This window comes from Streptomyces roseochromogenus subsp. oscitans DS 12.976 (assembly GCF_000497445.1).
GTDB lineage: Bacteria > Actinomycetota > Actinomycetes > Streptomycetales > Streptomycetaceae > Streptomyces > Streptomyces oscitans.
Genome location: NZ_CM002285.1, coordinates 5,890,874 through 5,916,606 on the forward strand (window position 1 = coordinate 5,890,874; position 25,733 = coordinate 5,916,606).

18 protein-coding genes and 1 pseudogene are annotated in these 25,733 nt (G+C 72.0%); 10 read left to right on the forward strand and 9 right to left on the reverse strand.

The window, feature by feature from the left end; all coding sequences use genetic code 11:
- Window positions 1-53 precede the first annotated feature (53 nt).
- The 4 genes from M878_RS75125 to M878_RS75140 all read right to left on the reverse strand — a co-directional run bounded on the left by M878_RS75125 (window position 54) and on the right by M878_RS75140 (window position 5,911).
- Complete coding sequence (locus tag M878_RS75125; protein ID WP_023550022.1) at window positions 54-1,655, reverse strand: LCP family protein; 1,602 nt, start codon at window positions 1,653-1,655, stop codon at window positions 54-56.
- Between the two features lie 143 nt (window positions 1,656-1,798).
- Window positions 1,799-3,556 (reverse strand): LCP family protein, encoded by a 1,758-nt coding sequence (locus tag M878_RS75130; protein WP_031225759.1) that lies wholly within the window; start codon window positions 3,554-3,556, stop codon window positions 1,799-1,801.
- 230 nt (window positions 3,557-3,786) lie between these two features.
- Window positions 3,787-5,028, reverse strand: coding sequence for an LCP family protein (locus M878_RS75135; protein ID WP_023550024.1), 1,242 nt, complete (start codon window positions 5,026-5,028; stop codon window positions 3,787-3,789).
- A gap of 127 nt (window positions 5,029-5,155) precedes the next feature.
- Complete coding sequence (locus M878_RS75140) at window positions 5,156-5,911, reverse strand: TIGR03089 family protein (protein WP_023550025.1); 756 nt, start codon at window positions 5,909-5,911, stop codon at window positions 5,156-5,158.
- A 129-nt stretch (window positions 5,912-6,040) separates the two neighbouring features.
- On the opposite strand from M878_RS75140, the gene M878_RS75145 reads away from it, so the two are divergent.
- Both M878_RS75145 and manB read left to right on the forward strand, forming a co-directional pair.
- Window positions 6,041-7,471, forward strand: a complete 1,431-nt coding sequence (locus M878_RS75145; protein ID WP_245238207.1) for a peptidoglycan recognition protein family protein — start codon at window positions 6,041-6,043, stop codon at window positions 7,469-7,471.
- A gap of 206 nt (window positions 7,472-7,677) precedes the next feature.
- Complete coding sequence (gene manB, locus M878_RS75150) at window positions 7,678-8,760, forward strand: mannose-1-phosphate guanylyltransferase (protein WP_023550027.1); 1,083 nt, start codon at window positions 7,678-7,680, stop codon at window positions 8,758-8,760.
- Window positions 8,761-9,202: 442 nt separating this feature from the next.
- Here the strand turns inward: manB and M878_RS75155 are convergent, their stop codons facing one another.
- The 4 genes from M878_RS75155 to M878_RS75170 all read right to left on the reverse strand — a co-directional run bounded on the left by M878_RS75155 (window position 9,203) and on the right by M878_RS75170 (window position 13,121).
- On the reverse strand, window positions 9,203-10,228 hold the full coding sequence (locus M878_RS75155) for a DNA-3-methyladenine glycosylase family protein (RefSeq protein ID WP_209445557.1): 1,026 nt from the start codon (window positions 10,226-10,228) through the stop codon (window positions 9,203-9,205).
- A 91-nt stretch (window positions 10,229-10,319) separates the two neighbouring features.
- Window positions 10,320-11,636: a coenzyme F420-0:L-glutamate ligase gene (locus M878_RS75160; protein WP_023550029.1), complete on the reverse strand. Its 1,317-nt coding sequence runs from the start codon at window positions 11,634-11,636 to the stop codon at window positions 10,320-10,322.
- Window positions 11,633-12,592 (reverse strand): 2-phospho-L-lactate transferase, encoded by a 960-nt coding sequence (cofD, locus tag M878_RS75165; RefSeq protein ID WP_023550030.1) that lies wholly within the window; start codon window positions 12,590-12,592, stop codon window positions 11,633-11,635. Before cofD ends, M878_RS75160 begins: the two co-directional genes overlap by 4 nt.
- A gap of 34 nt (window positions 12,593-12,626) precedes the next feature.
- A complete protein-coding gene (locus M878_RS75170) occupies window positions 12,627-13,121 on the reverse strand; it encodes a cysteine dioxygenase (RefSeq protein WP_023550031.1) in 495 nt (164 codons plus the stop codon).
- A gap of 644 nt (window positions 13,122-13,765) precedes the next feature.
- Here M878_RS75170 and M878_RS75175 point away from each other — a divergent pair.
- From M878_RS75175 to M878_RS75185, 3 genes are all read left to right on the forward strand, one after another.
- On the forward strand, window positions 13,766-14,029 hold the full coding sequence (locus M878_RS75175; RefSeq protein ID WP_003975777.1) for a WhiB family transcriptional regulator: 264 nt from the start codon (window positions 13,766-13,768) through the stop codon (window positions 14,027-14,029).
- Between the two features lie 180 nt (window positions 14,030-14,209).
- Window positions 14,210-17,956: a glycosyltransferase family 2 protein gene (locus tag M878_RS75180; RefSeq protein ID WP_106962753.1), complete on the forward strand. Its 3,747-nt coding sequence runs from the start codon at window positions 14,210-14,212 to the stop codon at window positions 17,954-17,956.
- Window positions 17,953-19,497, forward strand: a complete 1,545-nt coding sequence (locus M878_RS75185) for a DUF5719 family protein (RefSeq protein ID WP_023550033.1) — start codon at window positions 17,953-17,955, stop codon at window positions 19,495-19,497. The genes M878_RS75180 and M878_RS75185 overlap by 4 nt, the downstream gene beginning before the upstream one ends.
- 473 nt (window positions 19,498-19,970) lie before the next feature.
- On the opposite strand, the gene M878_RS75190 is transcribed toward M878_RS75185, so the two are convergent.
- Complete coding sequence (locus M878_RS75190) at window positions 19,971-20,423, reverse strand: metallopeptidase family protein (protein ID WP_209445655.1); 453 nt, start codon at window positions 20,421-20,423, stop codon at window positions 19,971-19,973.
- A 400-nt stretch (window positions 20,424-20,823) separates the two neighbouring features.
- On the opposite strand from M878_RS75190, the gene M878_RS75195 reads away from it, so the two are divergent.
- The 5 genes and pseudogenes from M878_RS75195 (at window position 20,824) to manA (ending at window position 25,575) form a co-directional block, all read left to right on the forward strand.
- Window positions 20,824-21,249 (forward strand): DUF3499 domain-containing protein, encoded by a 426-nt coding sequence (locus M878_RS75195; RefSeq protein ID WP_031225760.1) that lies wholly within the window; start codon window positions 20,824-20,826, stop codon window positions 21,247-21,249.
- 134 nt (window positions 21,250-21,383) lie between these two features.
- Complete coding sequence (locus M878_RS75200; RefSeq protein WP_023550036.1) at window positions 21,384-22,748, forward strand: phosphomannomutase/phosphoglucomutase; 1,365 nt, start codon at window positions 21,384-21,386, stop codon at window positions 22,746-22,748.
- Window positions 22,749-22,904: 156 nt separating this feature from the next.
- A complete protein-coding gene (locus tag M878_RS94790) occupies window positions 22,905-23,075 on the forward strand; it encodes a Trm112 family protein (protein ID WP_023550037.1) in 171 nt (56 codons plus the stop codon).
- Window positions 23,076-23,194: 119 nt separating this feature from the next.
- A pseudogene (locus M878_RS75205) lies at window positions 23,195-24,321 on the forward strand (SIS domain-containing protein).
- Between the two features lie 102 nt (window positions 24,322-24,423).
- Window positions 24,424-25,575 (forward strand): mannose-6-phosphate isomerase, class I, encoded by a 1,152-nt coding sequence (manA, locus tag M878_RS75210; protein ID WP_023550039.1) that lies wholly within the window; start codon window positions 24,424-24,426, stop codon window positions 25,573-25,575.
- Window positions 25,576-25,733: the final 158 nt, after the last annotated feature.

Sequence of the window (25,733 nt, forward strand, 5' to 3'; positions counted from 1 at the left end):
CTCAACGGCCCCTCCCGGCTTCCGGGCGGGGCCGTTCGGCCACCACTGACCGGCTACCACTGATACGGCTTGTACACGTCCATGCACTGCGACGAGTCCGACCCGTTGATCGCGTCGGAGCCGCTGGGCAGATCGCCGGCCTTCGGCTTGGACTGCTTCGGAAACGCGGTGCCGGTGCGCCAGTCCGCGCCCACGACCACCGTGACCCCCGACACATCGGTCGACCTCTTCACCGCGCTCACCGGGATGCCGAGCGCCTTCGCCACCGCCTGCGCGTCCCCCTCCAGATCCGCGCTCGGATACTGCACGACCGTACTGTCCTCGGACAGCGTCCCCGAGGTGTCGGCACTCGCCCGCGTGTAGCCCTGCTGCGCCAGCACCTGGCTGATGTCGTTCGCCCGCCCCTGGACCGCGCTCTCGGTGGAACTCCGCGTGGCGTTGCGCACCAGCACGCCCAGCCGACCCGGGTCCGTGGACGGCGTCTTGGCCGCCGTACCCTTGCGCGCGACCTGCTGTGTGTCCGAGGCCTTGCCGTTCTTGTCGAGCGGCACGTCGGCCTGGAGCATCTGCCATATCTTGTCGGCGTTGGCCTTGTCCGGCAGCACGTGGTTCCCGGGGTCCTGCGGGTCGTCGACGTTGGGCATCGTCACCGACGTGATGCGGTTCGACGGCACCGACTTCATCTCCATGGCCAGGTCGTACAGCTTCTTGACCGTGCCGATCTCCTCAGAGACCTTCAGGGACTTGGTGGCCGCCTCGGCCAGGTTCATCAGCCGGCCGGAGTCGGTGAACACGTTCTGGTGCTGCAGCGTGCGGATCATCGAGTTCAGGTACATGTGCTGGGCGCGGGCCCGCATCAGGTCGCTGCCCCAGGCGTGCCGCGTGCGCAGCCACTGCAGGGCTTGCACGCCCTGGACCTTGTGCGTCCCGGCCGTCAACTTCAGCCCGGAGCCGCCGCGCTGGGCCGGCGTCGGGTGGTCCCAGACGTTCTGCCGCACACAGACGTCGACGCCGCCGATGGCGTCCGCCATGCTCACCACACCCGCGAAGTCGATCGTCATCCAGTGGTCGATATAGACCCCGGTGAGGTTCTCCCAGGTGGCCAGCGTGCAGCCCGCCCCGCCGCGGCCCAGCGTGGTGTTGATGATGTCGTTGGTCGCCGGATAGACCTTGCCGGTGTCCGGGTCCGTGCACTTGGGGATGTCGACGCGGGTGTCCCGGGGGATGCTCACCATGGCGGCGCTCTTGCGGTCCGCGGACAGGTGGATGAGCATCTGCACGTCGGCGTTCCCCGGGGCGCCGACGCTGTCCCTGCTGCCGCCGAGCTTCAGATTCGCCGCGGAGTTACGGCTGTCCGAGCCGATCAGCAGGATGTTCACCGGCGTCTGACCGGCCGCGTTCGCCGGCGTCTTGTGCGCCTTGGAGTCGTCGCCGCTGCTGCGCCGGCCCTTCTGGATGTTGGAGTTCAGATGCTGGTAGTAGAGATAGCCGGCACTCGCGCCGCCGAGTATCACCACCGCGAGTACGGTCGCCGACCAGCGCAGAGCCCGCCGTCTGCGGCGCGGCCGCCCGGTCCGGGAACCACCTGCGCCCCGCCCCCCGCCGTGCCGGCCGGCCCCCTCCGGCGCCTCGCCGTTCCGCGGTGCGAGCGACATCGTGTCGTCGACCGCAGGATCCTGCCCTCGTACATCGCTCTGCGCCAAAACGTCCTGCCCTCCCCGCCCTTTGCGCGTACCAACGGGCCCGCCCCGCGCCCAGTTAGACGCACGACGGACCCGCAGGGTTACCTAAGAATTTCCTAAGAGGCGCACTTGACCGTGTCCGCCGTGGACTTGTCGACGGCCGGTGCCTTGGCCGGCGCGGTGAGGGAGACACCCGCACCCTTGAAGTCCTTGCCCAGCGTCAGCGTCATCGCCGGCAGCCCCTGGGAGTTGATCACACTCTTGCCGGGCTTGAGCGCGGCCCCGGGCAGCCCCATGAGCTGGGCCAGCTCCCTCGCCTGGGCGGCTTGGTCGGGCGCGTACTCCAGCGTGGTCTTGCTCGCGGAGCCCGCGTTGCCCGCGTTCTCGGACTTCAGCACGCCCTCCTTGGTCTGCAGCCACTGGAGGGTCTCCTGCGCGCTGCCCGCCTCCGCACCGCCGTTGAGGATCCGCACCCGCACATCGGAGGGCGCGGACCTGCTGCCCTTCAGACGCGCGGCCTCCGCGTCCTTCTCCTCCTTCTGCTTCTTCTTCACCTCGGTGAACGAGACATCGTTCTTGATGGCGTCGAAGACGGCGGGGGCGGTGGCCTGGTTGACGATGACCGTCTTGTGGACGACGCCGTCGGCCGGGTTGTCGACCACGGGCACGGTCACGAACGAGATGTTCTTCGGCGGGACCTTCTTCAGCTCCAGCGCGATGTCCTTGAGCGTGCCCACGGAGCTGATGCCCTTGTCGACGGTCAACGCGTTCGTGGCGGCCTCGGCGAGGTCGATCAGCTTCGACGGGTTGGTGAGCGTGTCGCTGGAGGACATCTTCCGCATCAGCGAGCCCATGAACTGCTGCTGCACCTTGATGCGGTCGAGGTCGCCCTGGTTGCCCCAGCTGTGCCGGGTGCGCACGAAGGCCAGCGCCTGCTCGCCCTCGATCTTGTGCTGGCCGGCGCTCAGCTTGAGGTGCGACTCCTTGTCGTCCACCGCGTGCGCGAGACACACGTCCACCCCGCCGACCGCCGAGGTCAGCGTCTTCACCGCGTTGAAGTCCACCATCATGAAGTGGTCCGGCATGATGCCGGTGACCGCCTGCACCGTGCGCATGGTGCAGCCGGGGTCCCGGCCGTCCTGTCCCAGACTGGTGTTGAAGCGCACGTTGTCCGTGCCGGGGACGACCTTCTCGCTGCCGTCCGGCTGCTTGGTCGGGCAGTCCGGCACGTTCGTGATCAGGTCGCGCGGAATGCTGAGCGCGGTCGCGTTCGTCCGGTCCTTGGAGACGTGCAGCAGGATGTTGGTGTCGGCGTGCCCGACGCTGCCCTTGTCGCCGTAGCCCTCGTTGCCCTTGCCGGTGCGCTTGTCGGTGCCGATGATCAGGATGTTGAAGGCGTCGTCCTTGCTGAAGCCGTTCTTGGCCGCGCTGCCGACGTCCGTCGAGGTGATGTTGCCCTCGAGGTGCTTCAGGTACAGATAGCCGGCCGTGCCGACGGCGACCAGCGCGAACGCCGTGCCGCCGGCGGTCCACGCCAGGGCCTTCTTGGCCTTCGACGTCTTCTTCACCGGCCGCCGGGACGCCCGGCGGCCCTGCGGGGCCTCCGGCTCGCCGCCCCGGCGTCGGCCGGACCGCGGCGGCGGTACGGAACCGCTGGGCGTCCTGGGCATCTCACGGGTCTCGCCGGACGCCGGGTCCTTACGGCGGCGCGGCGCGCCGGCGTTGTCCCGCGGGGCGGGTCTGCGGGGGCGGGGGACCGACGACTGCGGTGCGGAAGGGCTCAGTCGCAATTCGTATTCGCCGGTGTTCGGATTGAGCACCCACTGATCTGCGGGGTCGATGTTGTCCGCCCGCCCACGGCCTTGCGCGTCCACGGTTGTCCGAATCCTCCGTCGGGGCCACGCGGCGCCTTCCCCCTCAAAGGCGCTCGGGTCTCGGTGAAACAGTGCACGGCCCCAGGACGGACCTCGCGGCCAGGTGCACCGGATCGCTCACACTATCCGGCCAGTTCAGCGTCAAGCGACGCCGGTGACAAATTCCCTTGCCTACAACTGGGCAATCCGCCCCATTTCCCGGAGGGAAGTCCGGCGTCTTGATGCCCGCACTACTCACAGGTGTGTTCGGCGGCGGTGTTCCCGCGGAACGTGGGCGCGGGGGAGGGATCGCCGTTCGCGGGGGCGGAGTGGCCGTTCGCTGGGGAGGAGGCGCCGTCAGCGGGTGAGGAGTTGCCCTTTCCATCCGGCTTTCCGTCCTTCTCCGGGCCGTTCCCCGGCGTGTTCCGGGCCACCGCCACGGGCCGGTCGGCCCGCAGCCGCGCGAACAGCTTCTCGGCTTCCGGCTCCACGAGTTGGTCACGGTTGGCGTCGTAGACGTACGACTCCCTCGGTACGGTCAGGAACTGCACCCGTTCGGTGGGGATGTCGCGCATCCCGCGCACCAACTGGTACATGCCACGCAGACTGGCCAGTTCCGGATCGGTGGTGAGCGAGGAGGTCGCCGCGTCCAGCACCGGATACAGCTTCGCCGGGTTCAGCAGGACGTCGTTGCTCTGCATCTTGCCGACGAGCGCGGCGAGGAACCGCTGCTGGCGTTCCATCCGCTCGGTGTCGCTGCCGTCGCCGAGCGACTTACGGGCCCGCACGTAGCCGAGCGCCTGCTCTCCGTCGAGCCCGACCTTGCCCGCGGGCAGCTTCAGCTGGGCCGCCTTGTCGTCGATGGGCTCCTTCAGGCAGACCTGCACCCCGTCGACGGCGTCGACCATCTCCTTGAACCCGCTGAAGTCCACGACCACGTGGTGGTCGATGCGAATGCCCGTCAGCATCTCGACGGTTCGTATCGTGCACGCCGAACCGCCCACCTGGAAGGCGTGGTTGAACATCGCGAACACCGGCTCGCTGCGGCTGCCGTCCGACTGCCGGCAGCCGGGGATGTCCACCATCAGATCCCTCGGCAGCGAGACGGCGGTGGCACTGCGCCGGTTCGCGGCGAGATGCAGCAGGATCGTGGTGTCCGACCGCTCACTGCCCAGATCCCGCCCGTACCGCGCGTTCCCGTCCCCGGCCCGTGTGTCGGACCCGATCAGCAGGATGTTCTGCGCGTCCCGCACCAGCGCGGTGGGCCGCTCCCGCTCGTACCGTTCCAGTTCCCGGGCGGCCGCGTCATCGGCGGTGATGTTGTTGCTGAGCTTGGCGTAGACGGCCCACCCGCCCCCGACGCCCGCCACGACGAGCAGGGCCAGCCCGAGCGCCGCCCTCTTCACCCAGCGCCGACGCCGCCGCCGAACCCCTTCCCCGGTGGCCGAGGCCCCGAGCCCGGGACCGAGGGCCTTGCCCACGGAGTCGGTCACGACGGAGGCACCCCCTCATGGCGTACGAGCGTCACGTCCTGCTCTTACGACCATGGCGGCGGAGGGCGGCGAAGGCGCCCTCAGCTACTCCAATCGGGGGATGGGGCGTTCCCCCGGGGCGCGGGGCCTACCGCCGTACAGCGGTCACCCTTTCACTTTCGATCCGCTTGGCGAGAGCGTCCTCGTCCAGCCGGTCGAGATTCCTGCAGAGCACGACAGAGCCTCCGGTGGCAAGCGGCGCGTACAACCCCGCGCTGACCCCTTCCCACGTGTCGTACGACAACCCCGACAGCAACCTCGACCCAGGCCCGGTCAAGTCCAGCGACGGCGCCTCCGCCAAGGCCCGCTCGGCAACCTCCGCCCCGCTGAACTCCCGCCCGGCCACGATCAGCGCGGGCTCCTCGGGATCCACCGGGGTGAACGGCACGAACCGGTCCCCCTGCCCCGGCACTTCCACGGCATAGTCGGTGAACCCCTCCGGGGTCCGCGGGAACCGCCCGCCCAACGGCCGCAGCGCCAGCGCCACCCGCTCTCCCCGGCACGCCCGCGCCGCGTCCAGCGCATCCGGCCCACTGACGACGACGTCCGCCGCGGCCGGATCCCCGCCGAGATCTGCCAGTACGCCCACCGACGAACAGGCCAGCAGCCACACCGCCGTCTGCCAGTGCGCGGGCAGCAGCAGCGCGACCCGGTCGCCGGGCCCGGCGGAGAGGTCGCCCTGGAGGAGGTTCGCGGTCTTGGCCACCCAATTGGCGAAGGTGGCCACGGACAGTTCGACGCGTTCGCCCGTGGCGTCGTCGTAGAAGGTCACCAGCGGGCGGCCGGGGTCCGCGGCGAGCGCGGAAGCCAGCAGGTCGGCAGGGGTGCGATCGGTGGCGTTCACCCGGAAAAGGGTACGCGCGGGCGGACCTGCGCCGCGCGTACCGCGGCCACCGGTTCGGCGGAACGGATACCGACGGTCCGTCAGTTCACCAATGGACAGATTTGTCTGACTATGTCCAAGATCATAAGCATGCGTGGATTCCTGACTTCCTCGATCGGCGTCACCTGCGCCACGGCCCTCGCACTTCCGCTGACGACCCTGCCCGCGACCACCGCGTCCGCCGCGACCGCGACTCCGACAGCTCCGCATGCTTCGACCGCTGCGGACGCCGCGACCGCGATCCCGGGGAGCACCCGCTCGCTGCCCCTGGCTCCGCTCACCGGCCAACGCGTCCTCGGCATCGCCCCGGTGCAGGGGCTGTACCGGCCCGACGGCGAGCACTTCTCGCTGCTCGGAGTCGTCTGGACCGACCCGGACATCGAGCTGCACGGCCGGGTCCAGGTGCGCACCCGGTCGGCCGCGACGGGGGAGTGGTCCGGCTGGCAGGACATCGAGACGCACAACGCCGACCACGGCCCCGACCCGGGAACGGCCGAAAGCACCGCGCGGGGGGTGCGCGGGGCGACCGCACCGCTGTGGGTGGGCGACGCCGAGGGCGTGGACATCCGGGTCCGCGCCGACGACGACGCCGACGCGGGGAGCGCTCCTACAGGCGGCCCACGGCTGTCGCATCCGGCTCGGCCGCCGCTGCCGTCGGGGCTGCGCCTGGAACTCGTCGACCCCGGCAACGAGGCGCCGTCCGAAGGCACACCGGCCGACATGCCCCGCACAGGTCTGGACACGGACACGGATACGGACACGGGCCCGGGCACGGACGCGGCGCAAGCGGCTCAGGCCGCCAACGCCGACGTCGCCCACTTCGGCGCCCTGGAGATCCCGGCGCTGGGCAAGGGAGCCACCGAGCAGGAACTCGCCCACCTGAAGGGGCACGTGAAGGGACATGTGAAAAACAAGCCGCACATCGGGCCGCGCCCGCGGATCGTCACGCGCCGCGGCTGGGGCGCGGACGAGAAGCTGCGCGGCGGGTTCGCCTACACGAAGAAGGTCAAGGCGGTCTTCGTGCACCACACGGCCTCCGGCAACAAGTACACCTGCTCCCAGACCCCCTCCGTCATCCGCAGTATCTACCGCTACCACGTCACGAGCATGGGCTGGCGGGACATCGGCTACAACTTCCTCGTCGACAAGTGCGGAACCCTCTACGAGGGCCGGGCCGGCGGCGTGACCAAGGCGGTCCTCGGCGCGCACACCCTCGGCTTCAACAACAACAGCACGGGTGTCGCCGTGATCGGCACGTACAGCACGACGAAGCCGTCTGGCGCCGCCGTGAAGGCCATCGCCAAGCTCGCGGCGTGGAAGCTCGGGCTCTACGGGGTCAATCCGCGCGGCAAGACATATCTCACGTCGGCCGGAGGCAACCTCTACGCCAAGGGCAAGAAGGTACGGCTGAACGTGATCTCCGGCCATCGGGACGGATTCGCCACCGAGTGCCCCGGCAAGCGGCTGTATGCCAAGCTCGGTACGGCCCGTTCCGGCGCGGCGCGCTATCAGGGGCGCTGAGTCGGTCGGAGCACGCGTTCGACGCAGTCGTCGGGGGCCCCGCCGGTCTCATGCCGGTCTCACACCGTTCTCTCACCGATCTCGTGGGAAACCGCGCGGTCGTCAAGGGTGCCGCCGCTACGGTCTGCATACACTGACCGGCCGAAACGATTGATACGAGTGATACGAGTAGTTCGGCCGGTCCCGGCAGGAAGCAGAGACGACAGGTGACAGAAGCGATCCTCCTGGTCGGCGGCAAAGGCACCCGGCTGCGTCCGCTCACGGTGCACACGCCCAAGCCCATGGTCCCCGCCGCCGGGGTGCCGTTCCTCACGCACCAGCTGGCGCGCGCCAAAGCGGCGGGCGTGGACCACATCGTCCTCGCCACCAGCTATCTGGCCGAGGTCTTCGAGCCGTACTTCGGCGACGGCTCCGCCCTCGGCCTGCACATCGAGTACGTGACGGAGGAGGAGCCCCTCGGCACCGGCGGTGCCATCCGCAACGTCGCCTCGCGTCTGCACTCCGGCCCCGACGACCCGGTGCTGATCTTCAACGGCGACATCCTGACCGGCCTGGACATCAGGGCCTTGGTGGACACCCACCAGTCGACGGGCGCGGACGTGTCGCTGCACCTCACCAAGGTCTCGGACCCGCGCGCCTTCGGCCTGGTCCCCACGGACGAGTCGGGCCGCGTCCTCGCCTTCCTGGAGAAGCCGCAGACGCCCGAGGAGATCGTCACCGACCAGATCAACGCGGGGGCGTACGTCTTCCGCCGCTCGGTCATCGACACGATCCCGCTGGGCAGGCCGGTGTCGGTGGAACGCGAGACGTTCCCGGACCTCCTGGCGGCCGGCGCCCACCTCCAGGGCATGGTGGATTCGACGTACTGGCTGGACCTCGGCACCCCGGCGGCGTTCGTCCGCGGCTCGGCCGACCTGGTCCTGGGCCGCGCCCCGTCTCCGGCCGTCCCCGGCCGCTGCGGCGACCGGCTGATCCTCCCCACGGCCACGGTGGCGCCGGACGCCAAGCTGACGGGTGGCACCGTGGTGGGCGAGGGCGCGTTCGTGGCCGAGGGCGCGCGGATCTCCGGCTCGACGATCCTCTCCGGCGCCGTCATCGAGCCCGGCGCCGTCATCACCGACTCCCTCATCGGCACGGGGGCCCGCGTGGGCGAACGTACGGTCCTCACCGGCGCGGTCATCGGCGACGGCGCGATCGTCGGCGCCGACAACGAGCTCCGCGAGGGAGTACGGGTGTGGTGCGACGCCCGCATTCCAGCGGGGGCGCTCCGCTTCTCTTCCGACCAGTAACGGCTGTCTGGGGGCTGTGCCCCCAGACCCGCCTGGCTCAGGGCGGCCCTGCCGGAGATGCGCCTGCGGGTGCGTCGTGGCCGATCGCGCAGTTCCCCGCGCCCCTGGGGAACTGCGGTGCCGTCGGCCGCGAGGCTCCGCCGCCGTCAGGCCTGGTCTGTGTGCTGCCGTAGCTGCGGGCAGTCGTGCCTCCCCCAGTGCCTCAAGGGGCCTGGGGACCCCCAGGCGGCACGGGTGGGCGGTGGGGGTCCCCCGCTCGAGCGAAGCCGAGAGTGGGGGAGGCGCCCCGCAAGCGCGGGTAAGCGAAACGCGCCCCCGCCCAGCGGCAGCACCCCGCACCCTGCCGGCGCGGGCGAGCGAAACACCCCGTTGCCCGGCTGCAGCACCCGCACATCTCGAACGCCGGGAAGCGAACCCCAGCCACAGCAAGCGCGGGCTCCCCTCAGAGCAACCCGATGTCCACCCGAGGCATCTTCGGCGCCCGCCGCCCCGGCACCTGCCCGCTCAGCAGAATCAACCGCACCGCCCGGTGCCGCTGCCCCGCATACGGCTCCAGCAACCGCAGCATCCCCGCATCGTCGGCATCCCGGTCCCCCGCCAACGCCCACCCCACGATCCCCGGCAGATGCAGGTCCCCGACCGTCACCGCATCCGCCGCCCCATGGCTGCGCTGCACCACCTCCGCCGACGTCCACGGCCCGACCCCCGGCACGACCTCCAACCGCGCCTGCGCCTGATCCGCCGGCATCCCCACCGCCTGCTCCAGCCGCGCAGCGACCCGCACGGCCCGCAGAATCGTCGACGCCCGCTTGTCGTCGACGCCGGCCCGGTGCCACTCCCAGGAGGGAATCAGCGCCCACGTACGCGGCGCCGGCATCACGAACATCGGCCGCTCGCCCACCCCCGCGGGCCCCGGCGCCGGCTCCCCGAACCTCCGTACGAGCAGCCGCCACGCCCGATACGCCTCGTCGGTCGTGACCTTCTGCTCCAGCACCGACGGAATCAGCGACTCCAGCACCAGCCCGGTCCGCGTCAGCCGGAGCCCCGGCCGCCGATGCCGCGCCAGCGCCACCACCCGGTGCCGGGGCACGAACGCCTCGGGCTCGTCGGCCGCGCCGAGCCACTCGGGCAACCGGTCCAGCAGCCACTGCGCCCCCGGCCCCCACGCCTCACCGAGCACCTCACCGCCGTACGCCCGCAGCCGCAGCGTGCCCGGCCCGGCGGGCGTCCGGCAGGCCCGCCACACGGATCCGTCCGCGGTGGCCCGGAAGGTGGGGTCGGCGGGTCCGCGGCGCAGCGGTCCGAGCACCAGCCCGAGATCGAGCGGCCCGTCCGGCACCCATCGCCGCACCCGCGCCGGCGCCGCCGCCTGCCGCGGTATCCCGGCAGCCGCCGGGCCCGCGGGCACACGGACATGGCCGCCGCGCACAGTCGTACGCGCGGGCCGCTGGGGGAAGCGTCCTGCCACGGATGAGGTCCTAGGGGAGCCGGTGCTGTCCTACGAGACTAGGCGGTCGTACAGGCGCTACGGCCGCGTACGGCGAACTCTTCCCCGCACCTCACCGGACCTCGATGAACGCCGCCGCGTCCCGCTCCGGCCGCGGTCTCGGTTCCTCCGCCGGATGCCCGACCGCCACCGCGCCCATCGGCTCCCACTCCGCGGGCAGCGCCAGCGCCTCGCGCACCACGTCCCGGCAGAACATCGTGGACGACACCCACGCCGAGCCCAGCCGCTCCCCGGCCAGCGCGACCAGCAGGTTCTGCACCCCGGCGCCCATCGCGACGACGAACATCTCCCGCTCGGCGCCGTCCCGCCGTGCGTCCCCGTAGTGGTGCGAGCCGTCCATGACGAGGCACGGCACGACCAGATACGGCGCGTTGCGCAGGACATCGCCCCGGCGCACCCGCTTCGCGATGGACTCCTCGCTCTTGCCGTCCCGGCGCAGATCGGCGATCCAGGCGTCCCGCATCGCGTCCAGCAGCCGGGTCCGCGACTCCTCCGTCTCCAGCAGCACGAACCGCCACGGCGTGGTGTGGTGCGGGGCCGGTGCGGTCACCGCCGCCGCCACGGCGCGCCGTACCGCTCCGGGGTCCACCGGCTGGTCGGTGAAGGCCCGGACCGTACGCCGCTGGGTCACCGCCTCCCGGACCGCCTCGGACGTGCCGAGCCGGAACATGTCGGCTCGCGCGTCGCGCACCAGCGCCCGCGCACCCTCGCCGTCCTCGAAGCCCAGGACGTGGGGCAGCCCGCGTACGACGGCGACCGGCCGCCCGGTCGCCTTGCCCTTGACCAGGTCGCCGGCGGCGGCCAGTTCGTCGGCCGTGGCCACGATCGTCGCGTGGAGCGGATTGCCGTACGCGTCCGTGCCCCCGCGCAGATCGTCCAGCACGCGCACCCCGGCGGCGCCGATCGCCACGTCCGTGAGCCCCGAGCGCCAGGGCCGCCCGAAGGTGTCGGTGACGATCACGCCCACGTCGACACCGAGGGCGGCGCGCAGGCCGTCGCGGATCGCGCGCGCGGACGCGTCCGGGTCCGCAGGCAGCAACAGCACGGTGCCGGCGGGGGTGTTGGAGGCGTCGACCCCGGCGGCGGCCATGACCAGGCCCTGCCGGTTCTCCACGATGCGCAGCGTGCCACGCCGGGCGACGACCCGGACGGTCTCGGCGTCGATGGCTGCCTCCCGGTCGTCGGCCTGCATGATCCGGCCCTCGGCCTTGGAGACGATCTTGGAGGTGACGAGCAGCACGTCCCCGTCGGCCAGGTCCGGCTCGGCGGCGGCGATCAGCTTGGCGAGGTCGTCACCCGGCTGCACCTCGGGAATGCCCGGCAGGGCCCGGACCGTGTACGCCGTGTGCTCGGAGCGTTCCTCGCTCACGCTCCCCGCACCTCCTCGGCCAGCGCCAGCGCCTCCCGCGCCATCTGCGCGCTCGCGTCGACGTCGGTCATCATCAGCGGTACGGCCCGGCACCGGATCCCGTCCGCCTCGACCCGCTCGACCACGGCCGCGTCCACGGTGTCGACCAGCCAGCCGTCCAGCAGACCGGAGCCGTAGTGCTCGGCGACCGCGGCGGCCGTGGACTCCACGCCGACCGCGGCGAGCACCTTGTCGGCCATCCCGCGCACAGGCGCGTCCCCGACGATGGGGGACAGGCCGATCACGGGTACGCCCGCGTCCGCGATCGCCTCCCGGATACCGGGGACGGCGAGGATGGTGCCGATGGACACGACCGGGTTGGACGGCGGGAAGAGGATGACGTCCGCCGCGGCGATGGCCTCCAGCACGCCGGGCGCCGGCTTGGCCTGCTCGGCGCCGACCGGCACGATCGCCTCCGCCGGGACCGAGGCGCGCAGCCGTACCCAGTACTCCTGGAAGTGGACCGCTTTGCGCTCGCCCTCGACCTCGACGGCGACGTGGGTCTCCACGCGGTCGTCGGTCATCGGGATCAGCTTCACGCCCGGCTTCCAGCGGTCGCACAGCGCCTCGGTGACGGCGCTGAGCGGATAGCCCGCGCCGAGCATCTGTGTGCGCACGATGTGCGTGGCGAAGTCCCGGTCGCCCAGGCCGAACCAGTCGGGCCCGACCCCGTAGGCCGCCAGTTCCTCCTTGAGGTGGAAGGTCTCGTCGGCTCGCCCCCAGCCCTGCTCTTCATCGATGCCGCCACCCAGCGTGTACATCACCGTGTCGAGGTCCGGGCAGACCTTCAGCCCGAAGAGGTGGATGTCGTCGCCGGTGTTGCCGATCACCGTGACGTCCGCGTCCGGCACGGCCCGCTTCAGACCGCGCAGAAAACGGGCACCACCGATGCCGCCTGCCAGAACCACAATGCGCATGGGGACAAGTGTTGCAGGCGGGTACGACAACGCGTCAGGCAGTCACCGGACGAGCTTCGCAGTGGGGGGAAGCGTGCATCGGCATCTCGGTCAGGCCCGGGTGGTACACGTGCAGGCTGACCGCCGGCTCCAGCGTGTCGTTGACCACCTCGTGGACGTACCCCGGCGCGAACACCCTCTGGGCGCCCGCCGTCAACGCGCGCGTGGCGCGCTCGGTGCGCTCGGTGAGTGTGCCCTCCAGGAGGGTGAGGACACCGGAGGAGCGGCCGTGGCCGTGCAGCCCGCTGCCCTGCCCCGGCACCCAGGACAGCAGCCACACCTCGTAGCCGGGGCCGGTGCGCAGCCGGTGGTACCAGCGGGTGGTCGCGTCGTAGCGGACGAGGTGGGCCCACTGGGAGCGGTCGGCGGCGATCGAGCGGGCGAGGCCCACGAACTCGGCAACGGTGGCCGGGTGCTCGCGCGGCGGCTGGAGCAGGTGCGGGACTTCGAGGATGTCGCCGGCGATCTGGAGGTCGTTGTCGCTGTTCATCGGGTGCGTGGTTCCTCGGCGGAAGAGCGGGGGAGTGGGGCCCGGAAGGGAGGGTGCTGCGAGGTTCTGCGAAGGAAGCGGCCGAGTCGGTTCGTCAGGACTCGGCGGCAGCTGGAGCGAGAGTCAGGCTCAACAGCTGGAACAGCGACAACAACAGCTGCAGCGGGACCGGGCAGCACCATGGGACCCGGCGGTGCGGGTCGAGGTGAGTGCCAAGTTCGCGAGCATGCCCACAAGGACACCGGCTCACACCTGAGCTGTCAACTCGGCGCCCGATATGTGGGACACGATTCACCTCTTCCGGTTCATCGCACAGGCGAAAGGTTTGTTCATCCGGACCCCGGGACAGCTGGCGCACATCCGGGCGCTCAGGCCTCGTGCAACGCGATCGAACGCGGGGACGTCCTTCTTCGTACAGAGGTCTGTACGGGTCCGTCCGGCCCGGGGTCTCGCCTGCGCGTTGAGGTTTAGGCCGATTTGAACACTTTCCGCACGGCCTTGGTTCCGCAGAGTGAATAACGGACCCAATAGCAGATCTCGGCTTGACTCGCCCGGAGCAGCACACTTGTAATTTCACTCGTGTCGTTCAGCCGAAATCGGTAACGGCAACGCACGGGGACGCGAAAGACAGACGAGGGGCGCACATGACCGAGCTGGTGCAGCAACTGCTGGTCGACGACGCGGACGAGGAACTCGGCTGGCAGGAGCGCGCGCTGTGCGCCCAGACCGACCCCGAGTCCTTCTTCCCCGAGAAGGGCGGCTCCACCAGAGAGGCGAAGAAGGTCTGCCTCGCCTGTGAGGTCCGCTCCGAGTGCCTCGAGTACGCCCTCGCCAACGACGAGCGATTCGGCATCTGGGGCGGCCTGTCCGAGCGGGAGCGCCGCCGGCTGAAGAAGGCCGCCGTCTGACCGCACATCCACACGAAAACGTCACGAACGGCCCGTCGCATGTGGGTTATCCACAGGCGGCGGGCCGTCGTCATGGCCAGCCGATAGTGTGGTCGCTCGTCCGAGACGCCCCGCTGTCCCCTCGACCCCGAGAGGGCGCGGGCGTCCACCGCAGTCCATCGAACCGGGGCCCGTACCTCGATGTCCGTGCACAGTCATACGGCAGGCCAGCAAGACCCCGCTGCCACAGCGGGGTTCGACCCGTCCCGCCCGGCAGCCTTTGACCCGTCCCGCCCCGCAGCCTTTGACCCGTCCCGCCCCCCCGAGTTCCCGCGTCATGTGGTGACCGCGGTCCTCGTCTCCCACGACGGCGCCCGCTGGCTGCCCGACGCCCTCGCCGGGCTGCTCGGCCAGGAGCGCCCCGTGCAGTACGCGGTGGCCGCCGACACCGGCAGCGCGGACGACTCCGCCCGGCTGCTCACCGACGCTCTCGGCGACGCCAATGTGCTGCACCTCGCCCGCCGCACGGGCTTCGGCCAGGCCGTCGAGGAGGCGAGCCGCACCGCCCCGCTCCTCACCCCGGAAGAGCTGCCGTATCTCAAGCGCCCCAGCGGCTGGGACCCCGTCACCCGCTCCTGGCGCGACGACGCCTACGACCTGCCCGAACTGCCGCACGGCGAGCCCATCCAGTGGCTCTGGCTGCTGCACGACGACTGCGCCCCCGCGCCCGACGCCCTCGCCGAGCTGCTCCGGGTCGTCGACAACGAAATGGAGCTGGGCCGCGACGACGTGGCGGTCGTCGGCCCCAAGCTGCGCGGCTGGTACGACCGACGGCAGCTGCTGGAGGTCGGCGTCTCCATCGCCAACTCCGGACGCCGCTGGACCGGCCTGGACCGCCGCGAACAGGACCAGGGCCAGCACGACCACGTCCGTACCGTGCTGTCCGTCTCCACCGCCGGCATGCTCATCCGGCGCGATGTATTCGAACGGCTCGGTGGCTTCGACCGCCGGCTGCCCCTGATGCGCGACGACGTCGACCTGTGCTGGCGAGCCCACACCGCGGGACACCGCGTCCTGATCGCCCCCGACGCTGTCGTACGGCACGCCGAGGCCGCCTCCCGCGAGCGCCGCACCGTCGACTGCGTCGGCCGCACCGCGGCCTCCCCGCACAAGGTCGACAAGGCCGGCGCCGTGTACACCCTCCTCGTCAACACCCGCGGCGCCGCCCTGCCCTGGGCGTTCCTGCGGCTCGTGTTCGGCACCCTCCTGCGGACCGTCGCCTACCTGGTCGGCAAGGTCCCCGGCCAGGCCGTCGACGAGATCCGCGGCCTGCTCGCCACCCTGCTGCGCCCGGGCCGGATCTTCGCCGCGCGGCGCCGCCGCGGACCCTCGCAGATCGACAAGGGCGAGCTGCGCCCGCTCTTCCCGCCGCCCGGCGCCACCATCCGGGCCACCGTGGAACAGCTCGCCGCCAACTTCACCAGCAGCTCCGACGACACCCTCCGGGCCGGCCGGCACGGCGGCGCCGTGGAGTCCGGGCCCGGCGGCGACGACGCCGAGTTCCTGGAGCTCGAGCAGTTCGCCCGGCTCAAGCGGATCGCCCGCAATCCCGGCCCCGTGCTCTTCCTGGCGCTGCTGGCCATCTCCCTGATCGCCTGCCGCGCCCTGCTCGGCGGCGGCGCGCTCGGGGGCGGCGCCCTGCTGCCCGCCCCGGCCGGCACCGGCGAGCTGTGGTCCCGCTTCGCCGACTCCTGGCATCCGGTCGGCGCGGGCGGCAGCCCGTCCGCCCCGCCCTACCTCGCCGTCATCGCGACCCTCGCCGCGATCCTGTTCGGCTCCACCGGACTCGCCATCACCGTCCTGCTGGTCGCCTCGGTGCCGCTCGCCGGATTCACCGCCTACTTCGCCTCCCGGCCGCTCGTCACCTCCCGGCTGCTGCGCGCCTGGGCGGCCATCGCCTACGCCTTCCTGCCCGCCACCACCGGCGCCCTGGCAGCCGGCCGCATCGGCACCGCCGTACTCGCCGTGCTGCTGCCGCTCATCGCGCGCGCCGGTATCGCCGCCAGCGGCCTCGCGAACCGGTCCGGCGCGCACGGCAGTTGGCGCGCCACCTGGGCGTACGCACTGCTGCTGACCATCACCACGGCCTTCACACCGATCGTCTGGCCGATCGCGCTGCTGCTCGGCTTCGGTGTGCTCGTCCTGCGCCGCGGCGACCTCGTCGCCCACGCCGTGCGCTTCCTCGCCCAGGTCGGCACCCCGCTGCTGATCCTCGCCCCCTGGTCGCTGACCCTGTTCCCGGCCGGCTTCTTCAAGGAAGCCGGCCTGGCGTACGGCACCTCGGCCGCCTCCGCGTTCGACCTGCTCGGCGCGAGCCCCGGCGGCCCCGGCACCGTGCGGGGCCTGATGCTCATCGGCATCGTCCTCGCCGCCCTCGGCGCACTGCTGCGCTCCCAGCGGCAGCTGGGCATCCGCACCGCCTGGGCGGTCGCCCTGGTCGCCCTCGTCTTCGCCGTCCTGTCCAACAGGTCCGCCTGGGCCGGACCGGCCACGCTCGTCTACGGCATCGCGCTGCTGGCCGCCGCCGCCCTCGGCGCCGACGGTGCACGCGCGCGTGTGGCCGAGCAGAGCTTCGGCTGGCGCCAGCCCCTCGCCGCCCTGATCGCCCTCGCCTGCGTCGTGGGCCCGCTGCTGGTCGCCGCCGGCTGGATGATCCGCGGCGCCGACAACCCCCTGAAGCGCCGCGACCCGACCCAGGTGCCCGCGTTCGTCGCCGAGGACTCCACCACCGGCGACCGGGCCCGCACCCTGATCCTGGACAGCGACTCCACCGCGCGCGTGCGCTACACCCTGGTCCGCGGCTCCGGCGCCCGCATGGGCGACGCCGAGATCAGCTCCGCCGACGGCCAGAACACCCGGCTGGACAAGGTCGTCGCCAACCTCATCGCGGGCTCCGGCGCCGACCAGGCCGACGAGCTCGGCGGCTTCGCGGTGCGCTACGTCCTCGTCCACAAGGGCGCACCCCGCGACATCACCCGCGTCCTCGACACCACCCCCGGCCTGACCCGGCTCAGCCAGCAGAACGGCAGCGCCCTGTGGCGGGTCGACCAGGAGGTCTCCCGCGCCACCCTGCTCCCCGCCGGCGGCTCGGGCACCGCCCAGCCGGTCAGCGCGGGACCGGTGGAGATCCACACGACCGTCCCGTCCGGCGCGGACGGCCGTGTCCTGCGTCTCGCCGACACCGCCTCCGCCGGCTGGACGGCCACCCTGGACGGCAAGCCGCTCACCCGCACCACGGTCGACGGCTGGGCTCAGGGCTTCCAACTGCCCTCCACCGGCGGCAAGCTGGACGTCACCTACGACGACCCGATCACCCACACCGCCTGGCTGTGGGCCCAGGGCGCGCTCGCCGTCGTCCTGGTCGTCCTCGCCCTGCCCGGCCGGCGCCGCGACGTCGACGACGACATGCCCGAGGAGGAGCCGCTGCCCGCCCAGGCCACCGCCGGCGAGGGCCGCCGCGCCCGCCGCCTGCGGGCCCAGGCCGAGGAGCAGGCCACCGATGAGCAGCCCGGCGACGAACAGCCCGCCGCACCGCCCCCGCCGACGGAGCCCGCGGCCGCCGTACCCCACCAGCAGTCCTACGAAGAGTGGGACCAGGCTTCCTACATGAACGCCGGATACCCCGGTTACGGAGCCGACCAGTACCAGAACGCCGGCCAGTACCAGCCCCCCGGCTACGACCAGCAGGCGTACCAGGCCGCCGACCCCTACCAGACAGGCCAGTACGACCCGTACGCCTACGGCGGTACGGCCGACCAGATGCCCTACGACCCGACGGCCTACCAGCAGGGCTACGACCCGGCGTACGACCCCGCCCAGCAGGGCTACGACCCGGCCCAGCACCCCCACGGCACCGGCAGCGAGCGCCCCGACGGGAGCCAGCAGTGAACCGCACCACCCTGTCCCTGATCGCCGCCACCACCGCGCTGGCCGCCGTCACCGCGTTCGCCGCGCTGGACGGCCCGTCCGCGTCCGGGGCCGCCGCCCCCGAGGCGGCCGCGTATCTCCCGGTGGAGCGCACGAGCCTGCTGTGCCCGGCGCCGAGCATCTCGGACATCGCCGACACGTCGTACACGTCGTTCACCCCCGTCACCCAGGGCACGGCAAGCAGCGGCAAGGCCCAACTCCAGGCGGTCGACGAGCAGTCCGGGGACGGCACGGACAACTCCCAGACCGGCAAGGGCTCCAAGAACTCCAAGAACTCCAAGAACTCCAAGGGCGCGAAGAAGACGTCGGACACACCGCTGCTCACCCCGAAGGCACCGGGCACTCCCGTCACCGGCGACAGCTCCGGCGCCGACACCCCCGCGCTCATCGGCACCGCCGACGGGAGGTTCGCGCCCGGCTGGACCGTGCAGGAGACCACCGAGGTCGCCGCCGGCACCGGCCGTGGCCTGCAGGGCGTCACCTGCACGGAAGCGGACACCGACTTCTGGTTCCCGGGCGCCAGCACAGCTGCGAGCCGCACCGACTACGTCCATCTGACCAACCCCGACGACTCCGCCGCGGTCGTCGACATCGAGCTGTACGGCAAGGACGGCGCGCTCAAGTCCTCGCTGGGGGAGAACCTCACCGTCCCGCCGCACGCGAGCAAGCCGATCCTGCTCTCCACGCTCACCGACCAACGGCAGCCCGACCTGACCGTGCACGTCAGCGTGCGCAGCGGCCGGGTCGGCGCGTCCGTGCAGGCCCTGGACGACAAGGTGGGCGGCGACTGGCTGGCCGCGGCCGCCGACCCGGCCGGCAGCCTGGTCCTGCCCGGCATCCCGAAGGACGCCACCGACGTCCGTCTGATCGCCTTCACGCCCGGCGGCGACGACGCCGACCTCAAGGTCCGCCTGGCCTCGCCGGACGGCCTGATCACCCCGGCGGGCAGCGAGACCCTGCATGTGAAGTCGGGTATGACGACCACGGCCGACCTCGGCGCCGTGACCCGCGGCGAGGCGGGCTCCCTGGTCCTGACCCCCACGGACCAGTCGGTCCCGGTCGTGGCGGCTCTCCAGGTCGTCCGAGGCAAGGGCGACAAACAGGAGACGGCCTTCATCCCGGCCACCGCCCCCGTCGGCACGCGCGCGACCTCGGCCGACAACAGCGCCAACGGCACGACCCTCGCCCTGACCGCCCCCACCGCCACCGCCACGGTCAAGGTCACCGCCTCGGCGGGCAGCGAGGGCGGCACGCCGACGACAAAGACGTACACCATCAAATCCGGCACCACCGAGGACGTCCCGGCCCCCGTCCCGGCCGGCCTCCAGGGCACCTACGCGCTCACCGTCGAAGCGGTCTCCGGCGGCCCGGTCTACGCCTCCCGCACCCTCTCCGCCACAGAATCCGGAATCCCCGGCTTCACCATCCAAACCCTCCCCAGCGACCGAGGAATGGTCGCAGTACCAAAGACAACCCAGGACCTGTCGGTCCTGCAGAAGTAGCCCGAGCCCCTTCGAAGCCCTGGCAACAGAGGCCCCCCGCACGCCGCCGCAGCCAGTCGTACCCCTGAGCCGGCGCCCACCCGACAGCGCCCGTCGCCCCGCGCAGCTGCGGGTTTCCGCACGCCGCCGCTGCGGGCAGTTGTGCGGCAGGTCCGGCGCGCACCCGGCAGGGGCCGTCGTACCCGCGCAGCTGCGGGTTTTCGTGTGCCGCCGCTGCGGGCAGTTGTGCCTCCCTCAGTGCCTTGAGAGCCTGGGGGACCCCCAGGCGGCACGGGTGGGCGGTGGGGGTCCCCCCGCTCGAGCGAAGCCGAGAGTGGGGGGAGGCACCCCGCCGGCGCGGGTAAGCGAAACGCCCCGTCGTCCAGGGGCAGCACCGGGCATCCCTCAAGCGCGAGCAAGGGAACCCACTTCCGCCCAGCCACAGCGCAGCGGAACCAGGTAGCACAGAGCACCCACACAGGGCTCCGCCGGGCCTAATCCTCCCCGTACCGAGGATCCACAGTCTCCGGAGTCAACCCGAGCAGCTCCGCCACCTGCTCCACGACCACCTCGTGCACCAGCGCGGCCCGCTCATCCCGCCCCTTGGTCCGGATCTCCACCGGCCGCCGATACACCACCACTCGCGCCCGCCGCCCGTCCCGCGCGGGAACGACCCCGCCCAACGGCACGGCCTCCTCACTCCACAGCTGCTCACCCCGCCCCTCCAGCCGGGGCACCTCCAGCACGAGGAAATCGATGTCGGCCAGCTGCGGCCACCGCCGCTCAAGACGCTCCACCGAGTCCTGCACCAGGTCCGCGAACACATCGGCGCGGCTGGCCGCCAGCGGCACCTGCGGCGGTGCGATCGGCCCCCGCATGCCCCGCCCGTGGCGATCACGGCGACGAGGCCCGGGGCCGGCGGCACGGGGCGGTACACGGTTGTCCATCACTGGGGAAGCGTAGTCCTCGCACGCTCTGCCCGCCCGGCCCCACACGGCGACGGCCTCCGCACCCCCACACCAACCAGCGACTTCCCGCCGCCCCTGTCCGTAGGGGGCGTCCCGCACGTCCCCTCGGCCGATCAGCCCGCCGCCGATCAGCCCCCACACGACTCCGAACGGCCGCCGCCACCCCCGTGTCACAGGATGACCATTCCGGACAACGTCTGGCGCGTTTCCGTAACCCTCCAAGACCGCCGAACTCAAGGCAATTGATGGTGTTCGTACCGGCTCGTGACCGTATCGACTCACGCCCCAAACCTGCCGAGACCCCGTCGCCGCAGGTCAACAGGGCTTCCCCGAAGGGGTGTGTGGGGCGTTTCACAGCACGACACGGTGGAGTGACGTGGTGGAGAGTCGTCGCGGCCCGCTCAAGAGTGCGGTACCGTCCAACGTCGTGAGCCCTGTACGTCGCTGTTCGCGCACCGCCTGCGGCCGACCCGCCGTCGCGACGCTGACGTACGTCTACGCCGACTCGACCGCGGTCCTCGGCCCGCTCGCCACCTACGCCGAGCCGCACTGCTACGACCTGTGCGCCGAGCACTCCGAACGCCTCACCGCCCCCCGCGGCTGGGAGGTCGTCCGCCTCCTCGACGGCTCCGCTCCCGCGCGGCCCAGCGGAGACGATCTGGAAGCGCTCGCCAACGCGGTGCGCGAGGCGGCCCGCCCCCAGGAGCGCGCGGCCGAAGCGGGCGGCGGCGGAGCCCGTACGGCGGACCCCATGGAGGTCGCCCGCCGCGGCCACCTCCGCGTCCTGCGTTCACCGGACAACTGATCCGGACACCCGAGCCACCCCGGATTCATGCATGCACGGATCACGTCTCGGTGGCCACATGGTGTCCGCACACCTCGCCCTTACCCCCGCCGGGTAGTTTGTGGGCACCCATAGGACTTTCAGGAGGGTTGGCTGTGACTGCTGATCTGTCGCAGATCGTGAAGGCGTATGACGTACGCGGAGTGGTTCCGGACCAGTGGGACGAGTCACTGGCCGGGCTCTTCGGCGCCGCCTTCGCGGAGGTGACGGGTGCTTCGGCGATCGTCGTCGGCCACGACATGCGGCCCTCGTCCCCGGGCCTGACCCGCGCCTTCGCGCGTGGCGCGGCGGACCGCGGTGTGGACGTCACCGAGATCGGCCTGTGCTCCACGGACCAGCTGTACTACGCCTCGGGCGCGCTGAACCTGCCCGGCGCCATGTTCACCGCCTCGCACAACCCGGCCCAGTACAACGGCATCAAGCTGTGCCGTGCCGGCGCCGCGCCGGTCGGCCAGGACACCGGCCTCGCGCAGATCCGCGAACTGGTCGAGCAGTGGCTGGAGTCGGGCGCCCCCGAGCCGGTCGCCGAGCCGGGAACCCTGAGCACCCGCGAGACGTTGGACGATTACGCGGAGCACCTCCGCTCCCTCGTCGACCTGACCTCCATCCGCCCCCTGAAGGTCGTGGTCGACGCCGGCAACGGCATGGGCGGCCACACGGTCCCCACGGTCTTCGCCGGCCTGCCCCTGACCCTCGTCCCGATGTACTTCGAACTGGACGGCACCTTCCCCAACCACGAGGCCAACCCGCTCGACCCGGCCAACCTCGTGGACCTGCAGAAGCGGGTACCGGCCGAGGGCGCCGACCTCGGCATCGCCTTCGACGGCGACGCCGACCGCTGCTTCGTCGTGGACGAGCACGGTGACCCGGTCTCCCCGTCCGCGGTCACCGCCCTGGTCGCCGCGCGCGAACTCGCCCGCAACGGCGGCGAGGGCACGATCATCCACAACCTGATCACGTCCCGTACGGTCCCGGAGGTCGTGCAGGAGAACGGCGGCACCCCGGTCCGCACCCGAGTCGGCCACTCCTTCATCAAGGCCGAGATGGCCCGCACCGGAGCGATCTTCGGCGGCGAGCACTCCGCGCACTACTACTTCAAGGACTTCTGGAACGCCGACACGGGCATGCTGGCCGCCCTGCACGTCCTCGCCGCCCTCGGCGGCCAGGAGGGCCCGCTGTCCGCCCTCGTCGCCCAGTACGACCGCTACACCGGCTCCGGCGAGATCAACTCCACCGTCGCCGACCAGTCCGCCCGCCTCGCCGCGATCCGCTCCGCGTACGAGGGCCGCGCCGGCATCACCCTCGACGACCTCGACGGCCTCACGGTCGCCGCCCCCGACTGGTGGTTCAACGTCCGCCCCTCCAACACCGAGCCCCTCCTCCGCCTGAACGCGGAGGCAAAGGACGAGGCCACGATGACCAAGATCAGGGACGAGGCCCTGGCCATCATCAGGGCCTGACACACCCCGGGCTCTCCGGCGGCCGGCCCCGAGCCCAGCGCCTTCGCATACAGCCGCCGGAGCCCCCTGGACGGCACCCGCAGCCCGGCTCAGCCCATCCAGCAGCGGTACGCTGACCAGCGGCCGAAGAAAACTCCGCTCTCGAAGGGACACCTCATGCCGCTCGAAGCCGGCCTCCTGGAGATCCTCGCCTGCCCGGCCTGCCACGCCCCCCTCAAGGAGCAGGACACCGAGCTGATCTGCACCGGCCAGGACTGCGGCCTCGCCTACCCGGTCCGCGACGACATCCCGGTCCTTCTCGTGGACGAGGCCCGCCGCCCCGGGTGACGAGACCCATCCCGTCGTAGAACCCCTCGTAGCGAAAGAGGCGCCCGCCGCGCAGCGAAGAGGCGCCACCCCCTGGAAAAGGCTCCGCACAGGACGCCAGGCGACCGGAGGCTGCCGCCATGCTGGACGAATCGCTGCTCGACACCCCGGAGGGCCTCGCCGAGGCCGACCGCCGAGGCCTGCTGCGCGGCGCCGCCGAGGCCGGCGCCCGCGTCCGTACCGCCGTCCGGCACGCCGCCGAGGCCGGCGTCGGCGACCTCAAGCCAGACGGTCGCCCCCGTGCCGTCCTCATCGCGGGACCCGGCGCCGCCGCCACCCACACCGCCGACCTCCTCGACACCCTGGCCGGCGTCGGCAGCCCCGTGGTCCGCCTGGCCCCGACCGGCGTCGCCCCGGCCGCCGGCGCCCTTCGCTGGGAACTCCCGGGCTGGGCCGGCTCCGTCGATCTGCTCCTGATCACCACCCCGGACGGCACCGAACCCAGCCTCTCCCTCCTCGCCGACCAGGCCTACCGCCGCGGCTGCTCGCTGGTCGCCGTGGCCCCGCCCACACCCCGCTCGCCGACGCGGTCGCCGGCGCCCACGGCCTGTTCGTACCGATGGCCACAGCGCCGTACGACCAGGAGGAACCGCTCGCCGCGTCCTCCCCGGGCGTCTTCTGGGCGCTGCTCACCCCGCTGCTGGCGCTGCTGGACCGCATCGGGCTGCTCAGCGCCCCGCCGGACGCCCTGGAGAAGGTCGCCGACCGCCTCGACCACATCGCCGAGCGCTGCGGCCCCGCCATCGCGACCTACAGCAACCCGGCCAAGACCCTGGCCGCCGAACTCGCCGACGCGCTTCCCGTGGTGTGGACGGAGGGGCCCTCGGCGGGCCCCGCCGGGCACCGTTTCGCCGCCGCCATCGCCGAACTCGCCGGCCGCCCCGCGCTCGTCGCCGAACTCCCCGAGGCGCTCGCCGCGCACAGCGCGCTGCTGGCCGGCCCGCTGGCCGCCAGCGCCGACCCCGAGGACTTCTTCCGCGACCGCGTCGAGGAGCCGCCCGCGCTGCACGCGCGCGTGGTGCTGCTGCGCGACCGCCCGAGCAGCGGCCTCACCGCCGCCCCAGCCGCCCGTGACCTGGCCCTCAGTCACGACACACCGATCAGCGAACTCGAACCGGAGGAGGGCGGCGAACTGGAGACCCTCGCGGAACTGATCGCCGTCACGGATTTCGCCGCCGTTTACCTGGCGCTCGCTTCGAGAGCCTGATCTGGCTACGGGCCGGAACACCCGCGCCCACCACCAGCACGGCGACCGGCGACGCGGCCGGCGCCGGCGGAGCAGCCGTACGTACGGAGACAGAGAAGACACATGGACCGCCTCGACAACACCATCCGCCCCTACGCCTGGGGTTCGACCACCGCCGTCCCGCACCTCCTCGGCGTCGAGCCGACCGGTGAGCCACAGGCGGAGATGTGGATGGGCGCGCACCCGGGCGCCCCCTCGCGCACCGAGCGCGGGACGCTCGTCGAGGTCATCGACGCCAACCCGGAGGCCGAGCTGGGCAAGGCGGCCGTAGCGAAGTTCGGCCCGCGGCTGCCCTTCCTCCTCAAGATCCTCGCCGCCGGCGCGCCCCTCTCCCTCCAGGTGCACCCCAACCTGGAGCAGGCCAAGGAGGGTTACGCCGACGAGGAGCGCCGCGGTATCCCGGTCGACGCCCCGCACCGCAACTACAAGGACGCCAACCACAAGCCCGAACTGATCTGCGCGCTCACCGAGTTCGACGGCCTGTGCGGCTTCCGCGATCCCGTCCAGGCGGCCGACCTGCTCGCCGGGCTCGGCGTCGACTCCCTCAAGCCGTACGTCGACCTGCTGCACGCCACCCCCGAGGACGCGGCCCTGCGCGAGGTCCTCACGGCGATCCTCACCGCCGACCCGGACGAGATGGCGCACACGGTCGCCGAGGCCACCGCCGCCGCCACTCGCCTCGGCGGCGCCTACGCCCCCTACGCCGACATCGCCCACCACTACCCGGGCGACCCCGGCGTCATCGCGGCCATGCTGCTCAACCACGTCCGCCTGCAGCCCGGCGAGGCCCTGTTCCTCGGCGCCGGCATCCCGCACGCGTACCTGAACGGCCTCGGCGTCGAGATCATGGCCAACTCCGACAACGTCCTGCGCTGCGGCCTGACCCCCAAGCACGTCGACGTCCCCGAACTGCTGCGCATCGTCCGCTTCGAGGCGAGCGACCCGGGCGTGCTGCGCCCCGAGGCCTCCCCGGACGGAGAGGAGGTCTACGCGACGCCGATCGACGAGTTCCGGCTGTCCCGATATGTCCTCCCCGAGAACGGCACCGCCCACGACCTCACCCGCGACACCCCGCAGATCCTGCTCTGCACGGCCGGAGCCGTCCGCGCCGGCGACCACGAGCTGAGCGCGGGTCAGTCGGTCTTCGTCCCGGCCGGCGAGAAGACGGAGATCTCGGGCGCGGGTACGGTCTTCCGCGCCACTGTGCTCGTCTGACCGATCGTACGGCCAGGGCTGTGGACAGTCTGTGGATCATATGACCGGGGTTGTGTATATCTGACGCGCCGGGGCCCGGCCGGGCTGCAAGAATGGCCCACCGGCAAAGGCCGGGCAAAGCCGGGCGCACGCCTGGCCGGCACGGACGTACGAGGACC